Origin of the sequence: Streptomyces sp. L7, from assembly GCF_050990935.1 — a bacterium.
GTDB lineage: Bacteria > Actinomycetota > Actinomycetes > Actinomycetales > Microbacteriaceae > Leifsonia.
The window spans coordinates 3,580,300-3,596,715 of record NZ_CP194644.1; the positions used below are offsets into that span (position 1 = coordinate 3,580,300).

The window sequence follows — 16,416 nt, forward strand, 5'->3', positions numbered from 1 at the left end:
ACCTCATGACCCGACCGTTCCGCGTCGCCGTCGTCGGCGCCGGACCCGCCGGAATCTACGCCGGCAACATCCTGCGCACCCGCGCCGCCGAGGCCGGCATCGACGCCCGGATCGACCTGTTCGAGTTGCTCCCGGCTCCGTACGGGCTCATCCGCTACGGAGTCGCCCCCGACCACCCGCGGATCAAGGGCATCGTGACGTCCCTGCACGACATGCTCGCCGACGGCTCGGTGCGCCTGATCGGCAACGTGGAGGTCGGCGCCGACATCACCGTGGACGAGCTCCAGTCGCTCTACCACGCGGTGATCTTCGCCACCGGCGCCCAGCGCGACGCGATCGTCGACCTCCCCGGGCTCGACCTGCCCGGCAGCTTCGGCGCCGCCGACTTCGTGTCCTGGTACGACGGCCACCCCGACGTGCCCCGGCACTGGCCGCTCGACGCGACGCAGCTCGCCGTGCTCGGCAACGGAAACGTCGCGCTCGACGTCGCCCGCGTACTCGCCAAGCACCCGGCCGATCTGCTGAGCACCGACATCCCGGACAACGTGCACGCCGGCCTGCTCTCCTCGCCCGTCGAGGATGTGCACGTCTTCGGCCGCCGCGGCCCGGAGGACATCAAGTTCACACCGATCGAGCTGCGCGAGCTCGGCGAGGTCCCCGGCGTCGACATCGTGCTGTACGAGGAGGACTTCGACCGCGCAGCCGAGGCGACGAATGCCGACGTGACGACCGGCGAGCGGCGCGCGGCAGGGAACCAGGCGAAGGTGATGGCCCGCATCCTCCAGTCGTGGCGCGACCGGGAGCCCACGGGCGCGCCCCGCCGCCTGCACCTGCACTTCTGGCATCGGCCGGTCGAGCTGCTCGGCGAGGAGGCCGTCACCGGCATCCGCTTCGAGCGCACCGAACCCGACGGGCAGGGCGGCATCCGCGGCTCCGGCGAGTTCCTCGACTACGACGTGCAGGCCGTCTACCGGGCGGTCGGCTATCGCGGCACCCCGGTGCGGGACGTGCCGTTCGACGACACCGCCGGCGTCATCCCGAACGACGGCGGCCGCGTCCTCGACGGCGGCGTGCCCGTGGTCGGGTTGTACACCACCGGCTGGATCAAGCGCGGCCCGGTCGGCCTGATCGGCCACACCAAGGGCGACGCCGGGGAGACCATCGAGAAGCTTCTCGAGGATCACGACGCCCTGGCCGACGCCGCGCGCCCCGGTGAGGAGGCCGTGCTCGACTTCCTGGAGTCCCGCGGCGTCCGCTACACCACCTGGGAGGGCTGGCTCGCCCTCGACGCGCACGAGCGAGCGCTCGGCGACGGCTTCGCCGGCGACGTCGTGCGCGAGCGCGTCAAGGTCGTGCCGCGCGAGGAGCAGGTCGCGATCTCCAACCGCGAAGTGATCGTCCGATGACGTATGTGATCGCGCTGCCCTGCGTGGACGTGAAGGACCGCGCCTGCATCGACGAGTGTCCGGTCGACTGCATCTACGAGGGCGAGCGCTCCCTCTACATCAACGTCGAGGAGTGCGTCGACTGCGGAGCGTGCGAGCCGGTCTGCCCGGTCGAGGCGATCTACTACGAGGACGACCTCCCCGACGAGTGGGCCGACTACCACGCTGCGAACGTCGAGTTCTTCAGCGAGCTCGGCAACCCCGGCGGTGCCGCGAAGGTCGGGCCGCAGCCGTATGACCACCCGCTGATCGCCGCGCTGCCGCCGCAGACCGGGTCGCCGCAGACCGAGTGGTCGCAGACCGAATCGTCGCGGGAGGGCGTCGCGCATGCCTGACGTCGTCGTCATCGGAGGCGGCCCCGCCGGATTGTCCGCCACCCTCAACCTCGCGCGCGCCCTGGTGGACGTCGTCCTGGTGGACGCCAGTCGCCCGCGCAACTCGGCCACCCTCCGCTCGCACGGCTTCCTCACCCGCGACGGCATTCGCCCCACCGAACTGCGCTCGCTGGCGAAGGCCGAGCTCTCCGCCTATGAGAATGTCGAACACCTGGAGCGCCGGGTTGTGACCTCCGTTCGGAAGGACGGGGACAGGTTCCTCGTCGAGATCCCCGGCCGAGCACCCAGCGAGCTCCGCACGGTCTCAGCCGCCGCGGTTCTCCTCACCACCGGCCTGACCGAGACCCTCCCGGCGCTGCCCAGCATCCGCTCCTATTACGGGATGAGCGTCTTCAGCTGCGTCGCCTGCGACGCGTGGGACCTCCGAGGCAGACCGCTCGCGCTCATCGGCGAAACACCCGATCTCGCGCGCCGCGCGATCCACCTCGCCCGCTGGACCACCGACCTCACCGTCTTCACCAACGGCGCACCGGTGGTCACCGCCGCCGAGGGTGCAGCACTGAGCGAGCGGGGGATCAGGCTCGAGCGGACCGCGGTCACGGATCTCGAGGGGGAGCGGGGCGCTGTCCGCTCCGTGCTGTTGGAGGACGGTCGGTCGGTTCCTGTCGAGGGCGGCTTCGTGCGTCCGAAGTGGTCGGTCCCAGCAGGCTTCCTCGACGACATTCGTCCCGGCACGTCAGCAGATGGCTTCGTCACGACCGACGACGGCGGGCGGACCACGGTCGCGGGGCTGTATGCCGCGGGAGACGTGGCCGCGCCGGGGCCGCAGCAGATGATCATCGCTGCCGGCGACGGTGCACGTGTCGCCGCTGCCATCGTCGGAGACCTTCACTTCGCTGGGGAGGATCCGTCCGCTTCCGCCGGTCGGTTTCACGCGTGTCACAGTTCCTAGATTGGCTAGATTTCGGACGGCCCCCGAGTTAAGCTCGGTACAGCGCCGAAGGAGCGCTCAAACACCCGCATCGCTCGTCGAGGCTGCAACCTCGCGAACGTCTTCGACTCGAAAAGATCCACATTTTGGGTATGTATCTTGTGAGTTTGGCCGGCCGTCGTTTCGCCGTGTCTGACGCTGAGATCGCGGTACTGCGCGGACGGCTCACGGATGCTGCGCGATCCGGCGGAGATTTTGTGATCTTCAACGTTCGCGGGGAGACGGTAGAGGTGATGGTGACCCCGGGGTTGCCGGTCTTTGTCGAGCGACTACCCGACCCGGAAATGGACGATTCCCATGATTTGGCTGCAGCCGGGGCCTCGCTTGCGGAGTCCGTCGTCCCGCCGACGGACGATTTCGACGAGTGGGGAATCTAGCCGCAGTCGCCCGGCCTTCACCGTGAGGAGTGGAGCGGGAGACCCCGACGGCCGGCTGAACGTCGCGACTTGAACCGGTGAGGGTCCTCGGGTCGTCCGACTTCGGGCCGACGATTTGCATCCGGCCTTCGGCCGTTATTTAATCTGCGTATGGATGCAGATAAGCCGATTTGCGGTCGCTTGCCCGACAGCCAGTATGTGGAGCTCGCGGTTGAGGTGTTCGGGATGCTTGCCGACGCCACCCGGGTGAGGATAGTCCTGGCTCTGAAGGATGCAGGCGAGCTGTCGGTGAACCACCTTGCCGACATCCTCGACAAGCAGCCGTCGGCGGTGTCCCAGCATCTGGCGAAGCTGCGTCTGGCTCGGATCGTCTCGACCAGACAGGACGGGCAGCGCGTGTTCTACCGGCTGGAGAACGAGCACGCCAGCCGCCTCGTGACGGATGCGATCTTCCAGGCCGAGCACTCTCTGGGTGGTACCCCGCGGCACCATCATGTGGAGGCAGCAGCAACGGAGGCGGCGGCAGTGGAGGAGGCACACGCATGAGCGGGATCCACACCCACGAGCACGACGAGCACCCGCACTCCCATGACGAGCACGGTCACGGCCACGAGCATCCTCACGACCACGACCACGACCATGACCATGACCATGACCATGACCATGACCATGACCACGGCCACGACCACGACCACGACCACGGGCATTCCCATCCGCACGGTGGCGTGAAGGGCTTTCTCTACGATCTCTTCGTCCCGCACACCCATGACGCCGCAGACTCGGTCGACGACGCCTTGGAAGCCAGCAAGGCCGGCGTAACCGCGGTGAAAGTGTCGATGTTCATTCTGCTGGGCACGACCCTGCTGCAGCTCGGCTTCGTCTTCTTCACCGGGTCCGTCGCGCTGTTGGCCGACACCATCCACAACTTCGCGGATGCACTGACGGCGGTGCCGCTGTGGATCGCGTTCGTGCTCGGCCGCCGGCTCGCCACGCGCCGTTACACCTTCGGTTATGGCCGCGCCGAAGACCTGGCCGGCCTGTTCATCGTCTTCGTGGTGGCCCTCTCCGCAGTCGTCGCCGGGTGGGAGGCGATCGACCGGTTCATCCACCCGCACCCCGTGCAGAACGCCTGGTGGCTGATCGCCGCCGGGGTCATCGGGTTCGCGGGCAACGAGCTCGTGGCGATCTACCGGATCCGCGTCGGGCGGAAGATCGGCTCGGCAGCGCTGGTCGCCGACGGTGTGCACGCCCGACTCGACGGGATCACATCGCTCTCGGTCGTGCTGGGTGCGATCGGGGTCCTGCTCGGCTTCCCGATCGCCGACCCGATCATCGGTCTGCTGATCGCGATCTCGATCCTGATCCTGCTGTGGGGCACCGTGAAGTCCGTCGGCGCCCGCCTCATGGACGCTGTGGACCCGCACCTGATCGAGCGGGTCGAGCACGGCCTGGAGCACACCGAGGGCGTCACCGGCATCCGCACCGTGAAACTGCGCTGGGTCGGCCACCGCCTCCTCGGCTCGGCCGTCGTGACCACCGACGCTGCAACCCTCCATGACGCCACCCATGTGGCGGAGCGCGCGTCCGAGCGGGTGCGTGGCGACCTGCGCAACCTGGACGATTTCGTCGTGACGCCCGTCGCGGCCGACCACTGACCGAACCGAAGACCACCCCGAAGGAAGAAGCCACCATGTCCGTTGTGAAGATCAATGCCATCCACGTCCCCGCTGAGCGCGGCGCCGACCTCGAGGCCCGGTTCGCCGGCCGGGCGCACGACGTCGACCAGCACATCGGCTTCGAGAGCTTCCAGCTCCTGCGCCCGGTGAAGGGCGAAGACCGTTACTTCGTCGTCAGCACCTGGGCCGACGAGGAGGCTTACCAGGCGTGGCGCGAAGGCCAGTCGGGCATGACCCACGGGGGGACGAACCCGGTCGCGACCGGCGCCGACCTGCTCGAATTCGAAGTCGTCGACCTCTGAGACGACATAACCCCGGCGCTCTCCAGCGGATGACCGAAGGAATCGAACGATGACCGATCTCGCCCCTGACGAACGTGCGCTTCTCCGCACCGGTTTCACCCTGGAGTGGATCACGCTGGCCTGGAATGTCGTCGGCGTCATCGTGCTCGCCGTGCTCGCCGTGTCATCCGCCTCCGTCGCCCTCGCCGGATTCGGGCTCGACTCGCTCATCGAGATCGGCGCCAGCGCCGTCGTGATCTGGGAGCTCTCAGGGACGGGAGAACACCGGCAGAGGGTCGCCCTCCGTTTGATCGGCGCGGCTTTCGTCGGTCTCGCCGGTTACCTCCTCATCCAGACCGCCGCCGCTCTCTTCACCGGTCACCGCCCCGACGGCAGCGTGGGCGGAATCATCTGGACCGGCATCACGGCGATCACCATGTTCGTCCTCGCGGCGCTCAAGGCGCGAACCGGGCGCGCGCTCCGAAACCCGGTGCTCCAGAAAGAGGGCCGGGTGACCATGATCGACGGGCTGCTGGCCTGCGCGGTGCTGCTCGGCGTCCTGCTGAACACCGTCTTCGGGTGGTGGTGGGCCGATTCGGCCGCGACCCTGGTCATCGTCTACTACGCGATCCGCGAGGCGGTTGAGATCTTCCGCGAGACTGCGGCCGGGTAGACGCCTGTTCGCCCGAGTCAATCACGCCCGCGTGCTTGCAGCGTCGGCCTCACCGAGGTGAACGACCACGCCCCTCGGCGACGCCGTTTCGCTCACCGTCTTCACGAGAGCGTCATGAAGAGCTTCTGGAGCTCCTCGACGGTCATCGGGTCGGAGGTGTCGTCGGGGTCGGTGAGGCACTTCTGCATGGCGGTGGAGATGATCTGGAAGCCTGCCTTGTCGAGCGCGCTGGACACGGCGGCAAGCTGGATGACGACGTCGCGGCATTTGCCGCCGTTCTCGACGGCGGCGATGACGGCGTTCAGCTGGCCCTGTGCGCGGCGCAGCCGGTTGAGGACGGGTTTGATGTCGGCGGTGGTGGTGGCCACGGTGGTCTTCTTTCTCATGATGCCGGCGCGGGGTGAGCGTGTCGCGGTACCCGCCAGGGTATCCCGTCGGGTCAGGCGCGCGCCTTGGCCGCGGTCAGTTCGGCCGGATCGATAGCGCGGATCCGCCCGATCAGGTCCTCGAGGTCCGGCGCGGCGAGCGCTCCCGGCTGGGAGAACACGAGGACCCCGTCGCGGAATGCCATGAGCGTGGGGATCGAGGTGATCCCCGCGGCAGCGGCGAGCTCCTGCTCGGCCTCGGTGTCGACTTTGCCGAACACGATGTCGGGGTGCTGCTCGGATGCCGTCTCGAACACGGGGGCGAACATGCGGCAGGGTCCGCACCAGGCCGCCCAGAAGTCGAGCAGGACGATGCCGTTCTGCTCGATCCGGCTCTTGAGCGTGGCGGCGGTGACGGTGACGGTGCTCATGGTCAGCGGCGTCCGAAGAGCCGGCCGAAGAATCCGCCGCCGGAAGCGGCCGCCTTCTCGGCATCGGTGTGGTTGCCGTTGCACCACTGGTTGGCGGGGACGCGGCGGCGCACGTCAGCGACGTGCTGGCCGCAGCCGCTCCAGGTGGTCTTTCCGCAGACTTTGCAGGTGGCGGGGTAGCACATGGATGTGGACTCTCTTTCCAGGGTTCGATGTTCCGGGGTTCGATGGAGGGCGATTCGGTATACCCCCTCCGTATAGTACGATACCGGGGAGGGTATAACAAAACCATCCTCGGGAGGAACGAACCATGAAGACCGTGATCGTCGGTGGAGTCGCCGGAGGAATGTCCGCAGCGACCCGGCTGCGCCGGCTCGACGAGTCCGCGGAAATCGTGGTCTTCGAGCGCGGCCCCTACGTCTCGTACGCGAACTGCGGGCTGCCGTACTACGTCGGCGGAGTGATCACGGATCGCTCATCGCTGCTGCTGCAGACGCCGCAGTCGCTCGCGGCGCGCTTCCGGCTGGATGTGCGCACCGGGCACGAGGTGATCAGCGTCGACCCCGTTGCGCGCACGGTGTCGGTGCTCGACCTGGCCGCGGGCGACACATTCATCGAGAGCTACGACGAGCTGATCCTCGCCGTGGGTGCATCCGCCCGGGAGGCCGCCGGGCACCCCGGAATCCCCACCCACACCCTGCGCACAGTGGAGGACGTGGATGCGATCGGCGTGCTCGTTCAGGCCGCCGCGGACCACCCGTCGGCGCTCGTCGTCGGGGGCGGGTTCATCGGGCTCGAGGCCGTCGAGAACCTGGTGCGCCGCGGCATCCACGTGACCCTCGTCCAGCGTTCGTCGCAGATCCTCACTCCGCTGGACCCGGAGATGGTGGCACCTCTGGAGGCGCAGCTGCGCAGCCACGGCATCGACGTGCGCACCTCGGTCACCATCGACTCGGTCGACGCGGGCACCGTGCTGCTCAGCGACGGTGCCAGGCTGCGCCCGGACTTCATCGTCGACGCTTCCGGTGTCGTACCCGGCGTCGACCTCGCCCGCTCCGCCGGGCTGCGGGTCGGGCCGACCGGCGGGATCGCCGTCGACCCCTCCAACCGCACTTCCGACCCGCACATCTACGCCGTCGGCGACGGCGTCGAGAAGGTCGATGCGCTCTCCGGCGAAGAGGCGCTGGTGACGATGGCCGGGCTCGCCAACCGTCACGGCCGCTCCGTCGCCGACGTGATCGCGGGCCGCGACGAGCGGAACACGCCGGCCCTGGGCACCGCCATCGTCAAGGTGTTCGACACCGTCGCCGCGAAGGTCGGCTGGAGCGAGCGTCAGCTCGCAGCCGTCGGGCGGGACTATCGCGCCATCCACACCCACCCCACCTCGCATGCGACCTATTACCCGGGTGCCAGCCCCATGTCGATGAAACTGCTGGTCGACCCGGCGACCGACGCGATCCTCGGCGCGCAGGTCGTCGGCGGGGAGGGCGTCGACAAGCGCATCGATGTGATCTCCGTCGCCATGGCCGGTGGCATCACCGCCGCAGGCCTGGCCCGGCTGGAGCTCGCGTACGCCCCGCAGTTCGGTTCGGCGAAGGACCCGATCAACCAGCTCGGCTACGTTGCCGACAACCTCCGCACCGGCGCCACCCGCACCATCCAATGGCACGAGCTCGACTTCGTGCTGGAGGCCGGCGCGACCCTGATCGACGTCCGGACGCCGCGCGAGCACGCCGCCGGCGCCATCCCGGGCGCGCTCAACATCCCGGTCGACGAACTGCGCGACCGGCTCGCCGAACTGCCCGACGGGCCGCTCGTCGTGCACTGTCCGGTGGGACAGCGCGGCCACACCGCCGCGCGCATCCTCGCCCAGCACGGCCGTGACGTCGTCAACCTCGACGGAGGCTATCGCACCTGGGCCGGGGGGACGTCAGCCGCAGGCGGCGCCGCCTCCCGGGAGAACAGCGCGAGGCAGAGCAGCACGCTGAGGACGAACATCGCCGCCACCGCGAGCGCGTAGAGCGCGTAAGTCCCGGCGACCACGACGAGCGGCCATCCCTCGGCGGCGGTCCTCCCGGAGGCGAGCCCGGTGACGGCGGCGAGCACGTCGACCAGTGCCAGCAGCAGTGCGGTCGCACCGAAGGCGATGCTCACGACCATGCGTCTCCACTGCGCGATCAGCGAGGCGGCGACAAGAGCGGCCCCGCCGGCCACGACGAGCGGGAAGAGCTCGCCGGGCATCAGATAGTCGAGGCGGAGGCCTCGTCCGGCCGCGAGGAACGCGAGCGCGAACAAGATCGGTGCGGCCAGCGGCAGTCCGGTCAGCACGGCGCCGAGCACGGCGAGCGAGCGTGCCAGCACGGGATGCCGGCTGCGGCCCGTCGGGGAGCCTCCGTGTGGTTCATGACGAGACATGACCCCATCCTGTGCCCAGGGCCGGCCGCCGATCAGGGCCGAAGGTCACACCCTTCGCCGGCGCTGCGCCAGGGCGTCTCCGAGCCTCCCTGCCCGAAGCCGTCAGGGAGCCGACCGCGCTCGCTGCCCGTCGCGACGAGGGCCCGGTACCACCGCCACGTGACTTTCGGCCCAGGCCGACGGGCCCCGCAGTGAGCACAGTGAGTCCATGCAGCACGAGACCTCGCTCGGCGCGGGTTCGTGAGCGAGGCCGGTCGGAAGGAGGATCCTCGTGTCCCATCCCGTCATCCACTTCGAGTTCGGAAGTCCCGACGGCGCGGCGCTCGCCGGCTTCTCGGAAGGCGGGGCGTCCTGACAGGGCTGTCGAGCGCGGACGTCGCGGATCGCGCGGCGGCGGGACTCGGCAACCGCTACCGGCCACGCACCAGCCGCAGCCTTGCCGGCATCCTGCGTGCGAACGTGCTGACCTTGTTCAACGCGATCATCGGGGGCTGCTTCGCCGTGCTTCTCGTGATCGGCGATTGGCAGGACGCCCTGTTCGGCCTCTCGGCGCTCGCCAACCTCGTCATCGGCACGTGGCAGGAGCTCCGGGCCAAGGCCACGCTCGACCGGCTGGCGCTCCCCTCCGCGTCGTCGGCGCGGGCCGTCAGGGACGGGCGGGAGGTCGTGCTGAGTCCGGACGACGTGGTCATCGACGAGCTTCTCGTCGTCCGCGTCGGCGACCGGGTGGCGGCGGACGCGCGCGTCGTCGTCTCGGACGGACTGCAGGCCGACGAATCGTTGCTGACCGGTGAGTCCGACCCCGTGGACAAAGGGGTCGGCGATGTCCTTCTCGGCGGGTCCGTGATCGTCGGCGGGGAGGGCAGGGCGAGGGTCGACCGGGTCGGCGCGGACACCTTCGCCAACGGTCTTGCCGCGCAGGCACGCCGGTTCTCGCTGGTGTCGAGCGAGTTGCACGCGGGCATCCAGGCCGTGCTGCGCTGGGTGGCCTGGGGCATCGGCCCGCTTGCGCTGCTGGTCTTCAACGCCCAGGTGCTGGCCCTCGGGGGGTGGTCGGCCGTGTTCCACTCCGAGGAGTGGCGCGACGCTGCGGTTTACACGATCGCTGCGGTGGTCGCGATGATCCCGCTCGGGCTGGTGCTGATGACGAGTATCGCGTTCGCCGTCGGGGCGGTGCGGCTCGCCAGGCGGCAGGTTCTCGTGCAGGAGCTGGCCGCGGTCGAGGTCTTGGCCCGTGTGGACGTGATCTGCTTCGACAAGACGGGCACCCTGACGGAGGGCGACGTCCGCTTCGACGAGGAGCGCACTCTGCTGCCGGCCGCGGGCCTCCCGTCCGGGTGGCGGGAGGTGCTCGGCTGGTTCGGGTCGGCTGCCGACGCGAACGCGACGGCGCGCGGGCTGCTCGAGCGCTATCCGGTGCCCACCGACGCGGCGCCGATCGCGCGGGTGCCGTTCTCGTCGGCGAGGAAATGGTCCGGAGTGTCCTTCGAAGGCGGGAGCTCCGACGGCTCGTGGGTCCTCGGGGCCGCCGACGTCCTGTTCCCCGATCGCCGCCTCGACGAGGCCACTGCCTCGTTCGCGGCGCGGGGGCGCAGGGCGCTCGTGCTCGCTCACGGCGACGCGCCGCTGGGCGTCGGCGCCGGCCCGCCGGCGGGGTTGCGGCCGGTCGCGGTGCTGACCTTCCGCGAGCGCGTCAGAGAGGATGCCGCAGAGACCCTGGCCTTCTTCGCGCGCGAGGGCGTCGCCGTCCGGATCCTGTCGGGCGACGACCCCTCACGGCGGCCGCAATAGCGGCGGAGGTCGGGCTGGGCGGTCATCGCGGTTTCGATGGCCGCGAGCTTCCCGCCGACCCACGCCGTCTGGTGGAGGTCGTCGATGACGAGGTGGTGATCGGCCGCGTCACCCCCGACCGCAAGCGCGACATCGTCGCGGCCTTCCAGTCCGCAGGGCGGACCGTGGCGGTGACCGGCGACGGAGCCAACGACATCCCCGCCCTCAAGCGCGCCGACATCGGTATCGCGATGTCGTCCGGCACCGACGCGACCAAAGCGATCGCGCGGATGGTCTTGCTCGACGGACGGTTCGCGGAGCTCCCCGCCGCGGTGGCGGAGGGCAGGCGGGTCATGGCGAACATCGAGCGCATCTCCAGGCTCTTCCTCACCAAGACGGTTTACGCGTCGGTGCTCGCGTTCGTGTGCGGCGTGTTCCTCCTCGCCTTCCCGTTCCTGCCGCGCCAGCTGTCGGTCGTCGACGGCCTGACGATCGGGCTGCCGGCCTTCTTCCTTGCGCTCCTCCCGAATCTCCGGCGTTACGAGCACGGCTTCCTGAGGCGGTCGTTGCGGTTCGCCGTCCCCTCGGGCTGCGCCATCGGCCTGCTGATCTTCGCCTACACGTGGATCGCGACAACTGCGGGGGTCGACCAGGAGGCGTTGCGAACCGGGGCGACGCTGATCCTCGCGATCGTCGCCCTCTGGGTGCTCGTCGTCGTCTCTCGGCCGTTCGACCCCCGCAAGCTCATCGTCTTCGCTGCGATGGTCGGCGGTCTGGTTGTCGTCTTCACCCTTCCGATGCTCCGGCGATTCCTCGTGTTCGTCGCACTGTCGCCCGCGGAGTGGGCGGTCGTCGTTGCGTCCTCGATCGCGGGAGTGGCCCTCGTCGAGATCGTCGCGGCGACGTTCGCTCGGGAACGCGGAACCGGGAAGCGGTGATCGTCACGCTTGCGCGGGGGGAGGTCGGGCGTCGTCGTCTCAGGTGAATGGGCGCCTCAGTGATTCCACTGGTGGCCGTCGACCGGTCCTGAATGCGCGGCAGACGGACCCTCGCCGTGGGAGCGCGATCCGCCGCGGATGCTCTCGGTCACGAGCGCGGCCAGTCGTGTCGCTGCCGAGGGCTCGGGGAGCATCGCTGCCGCACCGAGCGCTCCGGTTGCGTATGCGGCGAGCACGCGCGGTTGGATGTCGGCACGAGCGAGGCCGTCATGGGCGGCATCCTCGATGATGCCGGCGAGCAGGTCGCAGACTTCGCCTTCAGCGGGCGCCAGTCGTGCGGTGTCGTGAAGGGATCCGTCGTCCCCGTGTCGATGACTGCGCAAGCGTGCGTACCCCATCAACACGTTCTCAAGTCGGTCGGCCGGGGCGCTGTCGCCGGCGATCGTCCGCAATCGCTGAAGATGGTTCGCCACCTCGCGCTGCTGCCAGGCCTCCAGAGCCGACCCGACGTCGGGAACGTACCGATACAGAGTCGCCCGCCCCACTCCGCTCGCCTCTGCCAACGCCGTCATGGTCAAGCCGGCGACGCCGTCTCGATGAACGAGGTGCGCGGTCGCATCGAGGATCGCATCCAGCACGGCGGACCGGTGCTCGGTCACCGTCTCGCTCCACAACTTGGGCATGCGACCACCATACTCCTACTGAGACACTTTGACTCACTAGTAACGATGTGTCTTAATGAATGTCATGAGTCAGAACCGACCCCGAACACCCCGCTGGGCGATTGTGACAGGTGTGCTGATGGCGGGCCTCGTGGTCGTCGTCGCAGTCATGCACCTGACCGGCCACGGCATGGCGTGGATACACGGATGACCGCTGTGCCGGGCGGATTGCGCCGATCTCTCCGAGCGATCCACGTGCTCACGTCCATCGCATGGATCGGCGCCGTGCTGGTCTTCCTCGCCTCGGCGCTCCTCGGGCTCCTCAGCAACGATGACCTCATCATCGCCGGTGTCTATGCAGAGCTGTCGGTCATCATCTGGATCGTGATCGTACCGTTGGCGATTCTGTCGCTTGGGAGCGGCGTCGCCATCTCCCTCATCACGCAGTGGGGGCTGACGCGCCATTACTGGGTGTTGTTCAAGCTCGGACTGACGGCGGGGGCGACGGTCCTGTTGCTGGTTCACGCCCGCGTCGTCGACGAAACCGCGATCGTCATGCATTCGGTGCATGGTGGAGCATCGCCTCTTCAGGGCCAACTCGTCTTCGACGCCGCTGCCGCCCTGGTGGTCCTCGCTGCGATCACCCTCCTCGCCTACGCCAAACCGCGAGGGCTGACGCCGTGGGCCCGACGACCCCGGAGCTGGGTGTCCGGAACGCGCGTGCGGGGTCGACGCGATTCCGGGTAGCTCTCTCGACTCCGTTGCGTGCTCGTCGCCGGCTGCAGCCGTTGCTCAGGTCTTCTCGTAGCCGAGTACGGCCATCATCCCGGATTCGGCGTGGTAGATGTTGTGGCAGTGGGTCATCCAGAGCCCGGGGTTGTCGGCGTCGAGCAGCACCGTGACGGATCGGTGCGGCAGCACGATCGCGGTGTCTTTGCGCGGTCCACCGTCGAGTTGGAAGGTGTGGCCGTGGATGTGGAAGGGGTGCCACATCATGGTCTGGTTGGCGATGGTGAGCTGGACGCGTTCGCCTTCCCGGACCGTGTAGGCGCCGTCGAGCGGGTTGCTCATGTCGAAGGCTGTGCCATTGATGCCCCAGTCGTAGTTCATCATTCCGCCGGTGAGGGCGATGTCGATGCGGCGGTCGATGCCGCGCGGCCGCAGGGTGTCGGCGGAGGCGGCGCTGAGCACGGTCGCTGTGACCGGTGACGTGTCGGGGGCCGTGTACCCGTTGGCGGCGGGTGCGGGGCTGACCGTGTTGGAGCGGAGGACGGCGAAGCCGTGGGCGGCTTTGCCGACCGCTTCGGCGACGATGGGGAAGGCGCCGTCGGCGACGGTGATGATGGCGTCGTAGCGTTCGCCCATTCCCAGCAGGATGCTGTCGCCCTCGACGGGGTTCACCGGGTACCCGTCGGTGTGGGTGACGGTGAGCCGGTGACCACCGACGGAGAACCGGAACGCGGTGTCGCCGCCGGCGTTGATGATGCGCAGCCGCACCCGTTGCCCGGGCTTCGCGGTGAAGGTGGCCGGGTCTGCGGCCGGGCGTCCGTTGATGAGGTAGTACGGGTAGTAGACGTCTCCGGAGTCGCCGCCGAGCAGGCTCGAGCCGGTCCCGGTGAGGAGGTTGCCGTTCCGGGTCGGGGTGCCGTCCTGGCCGCCGCCCATCATGCCGCCCATGCCTCCCATCCCGCCCATGCCCTCCATGCCTTTCTTCAGGTCGGCGAGCACTTGGTCGGGGGTGGCGGTGACGCCGTCGAGCCAGTCGTCGAGTACGAGCACCCAGTCGTGGTCGTAGCCGAGGGGCTCGTGGGGGTCTTCGATGATCAGCGGGCCCTGGAGGCCTCGGTCGAGCTGCGGGCCGACGTGCGGGTGATACCAGTAGGTTCCCGGTGCGTCGGCGGTGAACTCGTAGCGGAACGAGCTCTTGGGTGCGATCGGCTGCTGGGTGATCGGCGGCACCCCGTCCATGTCGTTGCGCAGGGCGATGCCGTGCCAGTGGACGGTGGTGTCGTCCGGGAGCTGGTTGGTCACATGCGCACGGATGGTGTCACCGACACTCGCGCGGATGGTGGGGCCGGGGACCTGGCCGTTGTATGCCCAGGTGGAGGCGGTCCGCCCGGCGAGGTCGATGTCGGTCTTGCCCGCGGTGAGCTGGACGCGGGTCGTTCGTCCGGTGCGTCCGCGGGCTTTCTCGGCCGCGGTGACGGGGCCGCTGGTTGCGGTGAGGAGGTTCGGGGCGCCGGTGCAGGCTGCGAGGGCGACGGTGGTGGCGATCCCGGCGCCGCCGAGGAGGAGGCTGCGTCGGGTGAGGTTCGAAGAGTTCATCAGATGTCCAGGAGGGAAAGCGGCCAGAGGGTCGAGAAGGAGTGGGAGGGGCGGGGGCCGCCACGAAGGGAGAGAGTGACGGCGCCCGCGTCCGGTGGGACCTGGAGGGTCAGAGACTGGCGAGGAGCTGCTTCATGGTGGCGATCTCGGCGGTCTGCGCGGCGGCGATCTTCTTCGCCAGCGCGACGGCGTCGGTCGCCTTGCCCTGGTCGGTCTCGGTCGTGGCCATGGTGATGGCGCCCTGGTGGTGCTGGATCATCTGGGTGAGGAACAGTTTCGACGCGTCAGCGCCGGACGCATTCTTCAGCGCGTCCATGTCCTGCTGCGACATCATGCCGTCGCCGCCCATGTCCATGCCGCCCATGTCGGACTTCTGTCCCCAGGTCCTCAGCCAGCCGTTCATGGTGTCGATCTCCGGCTGCTGCGCGGCCTTGATCTTCTGCGCGAGCTCGGTCACCCTCGCATCCACGCCCTGCTTGGCCAGGAGGGTGTCGGACATCTCGATGGCCTGCTGGTGGTGGGGGACCATCGCCATGGCGAAGGTGACGTCGGCCTGGTTGTGGTCCGAGGTGGAGGCGTCGGTGCTGGAGGTGCTGTGGCTCATGCCGGGCATGTTCCCCATACCAGAATCACTGCCGGAGGAGCCGGCGGTGCAGCCGGCCAGTGCGGCAGCGGTCAGGAGGGCGCCGGAGGCGAGTGCGATCAGTCTGGTGTTCATCTGGATTGGTCTCTTTCGTCGTGTGGATGTGCGGATGGCGGGCACGCTGAAGCAGCACCGCGCGTGCGCGCGGTGCGAGCGTGCGTCATCTGCGATCGACGGAGAGAGCCAGAAGAGACGGTGGGGACGACCCGATGGTGCGGGCGACGGTCCGGATCAGGGTGGCGGGTCCGGCGCGCATGCCCACGCCGAGAGGGGCGCGGGTCAGGGCGGGCGCGACCAGCAGGATGGTCGCGGCCAGGAGTGCGAGAGTGCACACCATGGCGGTCATATCGTGCATCGGGTCGCAGCCGTCTGCGGCGCATCCGCTGGTCGTCCCCGAGTCGGGATTCGCGGGAGCGATCGCCGCCGAGAGTGTGCCGCTCTCGTGCGACTGCACGAGGGCGGCGGACGTGGCGTGAGACATGGTGAACTCATGCGGTTGGCTCGCGGGAGTGTTGACCACGTGCATGGCCAGGATCCCGGTGACGATTCCCGCGACGGCGACGAGAAGAACGAGCAGGCAGCGCCAGGTGCGGGTGTGTGTCGATTTGCAGTCGGCGAGCATGTGTCCTCCTTCCGGGTTCCACGCTAGCGGCGCAGTCTGGATACCCGCCTGGGGTTTGATCAGGACGGGACTTTGTACCCGCTGCGGGCCTCTGAGTGAGTCCACTCTGGTCGCAGGACTCAGTTGAGGAGGCGGTCATGTACGGGTGGATGATGGGCGGCGCGGGGGCCTGGTGGATCGCGTGGCTGCTCGTTCCGCTGCTGATCATCGCCGTGGTCGTCGTGCTCGTCGTCACACTGACCCGGCGTGGCCCGTCCGGAGGCACCGGTACCGTTCCTCCGCCGAACTTCTCGGCGAGGGCGATCCTCGATGAGCGGTATGCCCGGGGTGAGATCGATCACGAGGAGTACATCCGGAGACGGGACGAGCTCGGGCGCTCAGGCGGTTAGGGCTCCGGTCTCGGAGCGGTCGAGGTACGTGTCCTTGTCGGTGATGCAGCCGTATCCGGTGTGATCGTGCTCGGTCAT

22 protein-coding genes are annotated in these 16,416 nt (G+C 68.8%); 14 read left to right on the forward strand and 8 right to left on the reverse strand.

Annotated elements, in window-relative coordinates; translation table 11 throughout:
* Window positions 1–5: 5 nt before the first annotated feature.
* The 9 genes from ACR5MH_RS18130 (at window position 6) to ACR5MH_RS18170 (ending at window position 5,778) form a co-directional block, all read left to right on the forward strand.
* Window positions 6–1,406, forward strand: a complete 1,401-nt coding sequence (locus ACR5MH_RS18130) for an FAD-dependent oxidoreductase (protein ID WP_431348464.1) — start codon at window positions 6–8, stop codon at window positions 1,404–1,406.
* On the forward strand, window positions 1,403–1,780 hold the full coding sequence (gene fdxA / locus ACR5MH_RS18135) for a ferredoxin (RefSeq protein ID WP_431348465.1): 378 nt from the start codon (window positions 1,403–1,405) through the stop codon (window positions 1,778–1,780). Before ACR5MH_RS18130 ends, fdxA begins: the two co-directional genes overlap by 4 nt.
* Entirely contained in the window at window positions 1,773–2,732 is a 960-nt protein-coding gene (locus ACR5MH_RS18140; protein WP_431348466.1) for an NAD(P)/FAD-dependent oxidoreductase, read from the forward strand. Before fdxA ends, ACR5MH_RS18140 begins: the two co-directional genes overlap by 8 nt.
* A gap of 131 nt (window positions 2,733–2,863) precedes the next feature.
* Window positions 2,864–3,148 carry a hypothetical protein gene (locus ACR5MH_RS18145; RefSeq protein ID WP_431348467.1) on the forward strand — a complete coding sequence of 95 codons (285 nt, stop codon included), beginning with the start codon at window positions 2,864–2,866 and terminating at the stop codon, window positions 3,146–3,148.
* A 150-nt stretch (window positions 3,149–3,298) separates the two neighbouring features.
* Entirely contained in the window at window positions 3,299–3,694 is a 396-nt protein-coding gene (locus tag ACR5MH_RS18150) for an ArsR/SmtB family transcription factor (protein ID WP_431348468.1), read from the forward strand.
* 42 nt (window positions 3,695–3,736) lie between these two features.
* Complete coding sequence (locus ACR5MH_RS18155) at window positions 3,737–3,877, forward strand: hypothetical protein (protein WP_431348469.1); 141 nt, start codon at window positions 3,737–3,739, stop codon at window positions 3,875–3,877.
* Window positions 3,874–4,803, forward strand: a complete 930-nt coding sequence (locus ACR5MH_RS18160; RefSeq protein WP_431348470.1) for a cation diffusion facilitator family transporter — start codon at window positions 3,874–3,876, stop codon at window positions 4,801–4,803. The genes ACR5MH_RS18155 and ACR5MH_RS18160 overlap by 4 nt, the downstream gene beginning before the upstream one ends.
* Window positions 4,804–4,838: 35 nt before the next feature.
* Window positions 4,839–5,126 (forward strand): antibiotic biosynthesis monooxygenase family protein, encoded by a 288-nt coding sequence (locus tag ACR5MH_RS18165; RefSeq protein WP_431348471.1) that lies wholly within the window; start codon window positions 4,839–4,841, stop codon window positions 5,124–5,126.
* Between the two features lie 49 nt (window positions 5,127–5,175).
* On the forward strand, window positions 5,176–5,778 hold the full coding sequence (locus ACR5MH_RS18170) for a cation transporter (protein ID WP_431348472.1): 603 nt from the start codon (window positions 5,176–5,178) through the stop codon (window positions 5,776–5,778).
* 101 nt (window positions 5,779–5,879) lie between these two features.
* On the opposite strand, the gene ACR5MH_RS18175 is transcribed toward ACR5MH_RS18170, so the two are convergent.
* The 3 genes from ACR5MH_RS18175 to ACR5MH_RS18185 form a co-directional block, all read right to left on the reverse strand.
* Window positions 5,880–6,146, reverse strand: coding sequence for a metal-sensitive transcriptional regulator (locus ACR5MH_RS18175; RefSeq protein ID WP_431348473.1), 267 nt, complete (start codon window positions 6,144–6,146; stop codon window positions 5,880–5,882).
* Between the two features lie 71 nt (window positions 6,147–6,217).
* Entirely contained in the window at window positions 6,218–6,574 is a 357-nt protein-coding gene (gene trxA / locus ACR5MH_RS18180; protein WP_431348474.1) for a thioredoxin, read from the reverse strand.
* A 2-nt stretch (window positions 6,575–6,576) separates the two neighbouring features.
* The gene (locus ACR5MH_RS18185; RefSeq protein ID WP_431348475.1) at window positions 6,577–6,759 is read right to left on the reverse strand and encodes a hypothetical protein; all 183 of its coding nucleotides are present in this window, start codon (window positions 6,757–6,759) and stop codon (window positions 6,577–6,579) included.
* 125 nt (window positions 6,760–6,884) lie between these two features.
* Here ACR5MH_RS18185 and ACR5MH_RS18190 point away from each other — a divergent pair, with 125 nt between their 5' ends.
* The gene (locus ACR5MH_RS18190; protein WP_431348476.1) at window positions 6,885–8,594 is read left to right on the forward strand and encodes an FAD-dependent oxidoreductase; all 1,710 of its coding nucleotides are present in this window, start codon (window positions 6,885–6,887) and stop codon (window positions 8,592–8,594) included.
* Here the strand turns inward: ACR5MH_RS18190 and ACR5MH_RS18195 are convergent.
* On the reverse strand, window positions 8,480–8,989 hold the full coding sequence (locus ACR5MH_RS18195) for a hypothetical protein (RefSeq protein ID WP_431348477.1): 510 nt from the start codon (window positions 8,987–8,989) through the stop codon (window positions 8,480–8,482). The genes ACR5MH_RS18190 and ACR5MH_RS18195 overlap by 115 nt on opposite strands.
* Window positions 8,990–9,448: 459 nt before the next feature.
* Here ACR5MH_RS18195 and ACR5MH_RS18200 point away from each other — a divergent pair, with 459 nt between their 5' ends.
* A complete protein-coding gene (locus ACR5MH_RS18200) occupies window positions 9,449–10,780 on the forward strand; it encodes an HAD family hydrolase (RefSeq protein WP_433862018.1) in 1,332 nt (443 codons plus the stop codon).
* A gap of 71 nt (window positions 10,781–10,851) precedes the next feature.
* On the forward strand, window positions 10,852–11,697 hold the full coding sequence (locus ACR5MH_RS18205) for an HAD-IC family P-type ATPase (protein WP_433862019.1): 846 nt from the start codon (window positions 10,852–10,854) through the stop codon (window positions 11,695–11,697).
* A 56-nt stretch (window positions 11,698–11,753) separates the two neighbouring features.
* Here ACR5MH_RS18205 and ACR5MH_RS18210 read toward each other — a convergent pair whose 3' ends face one another.
* Window positions 11,754–12,335, reverse strand: coding sequence for a TetR/AcrR family transcriptional regulator (locus ACR5MH_RS18210; protein WP_433862020.1), 582 nt, complete (start codon window positions 12,333–12,335; stop codon window positions 11,754–11,756).
* Between the two features lie 309 nt (window positions 12,336–12,644).
* Here ACR5MH_RS18210 and ACR5MH_RS18215 point away from each other — a divergent pair, with 309 nt between their 5' ends.
* Window positions 12,645–13,106, forward strand: coding sequence for a hypothetical protein (locus ACR5MH_RS18215; protein WP_433862021.1), 462 nt, complete (start codon window positions 12,645–12,647; stop codon window positions 13,104–13,106).
* 45 nt (window positions 13,107–13,151) lie between these two features.
* On the opposite strand, the gene ACR5MH_RS18220 is transcribed toward ACR5MH_RS18215, so the two are convergent.
* From ACR5MH_RS18220 to ACR5MH_RS18230, 3 genes are all read right to left on the reverse strand, one after another.
* Window positions 13,152–14,684 carry a multicopper oxidase family protein gene (locus tag ACR5MH_RS18220; RefSeq protein WP_431348482.1) on the reverse strand — a complete coding sequence of 511 codons (1,533 nt, stop codon included), beginning with the start codon at window positions 14,682–14,684 and terminating at the stop codon, window positions 13,152–13,154.
* Between the two features lie 109 nt (window positions 14,685–14,793).
* Window positions 14,794–15,402 (reverse strand): DUF305 domain-containing protein, encoded by a 609-nt coding sequence (locus ACR5MH_RS18225; RefSeq protein ID WP_431348483.1) that lies wholly within the window; start codon window positions 15,400–15,402, stop codon window positions 14,794–14,796.
* Between the two features lie 85 nt (window positions 15,403–15,487).
* Window positions 15,488–15,949 (reverse strand): DUF6153 family protein, encoded by a 462-nt coding sequence (locus ACR5MH_RS18230; protein WP_431348484.1) that lies wholly within the window; start codon window positions 15,947–15,949, stop codon window positions 15,488–15,490.
* A gap of 137 nt (window positions 15,950–16,086) precedes the next feature.
* On the opposite strand from ACR5MH_RS18230, the gene ACR5MH_RS18235 reads away from it, so the two are divergent.
* Window positions 16,087–16,338 carry an SHOCT domain-containing protein gene (locus tag ACR5MH_RS18235; protein WP_431348485.1) on the forward strand — a complete coding sequence of 84 codons (252 nt, stop codon included), beginning with the start codon at window positions 16,087–16,089 and terminating at the stop codon, window positions 16,336–16,338.
* The last annotated feature ends 78 nt before the right edge of the window (window positions 16,339–16,416 follow it).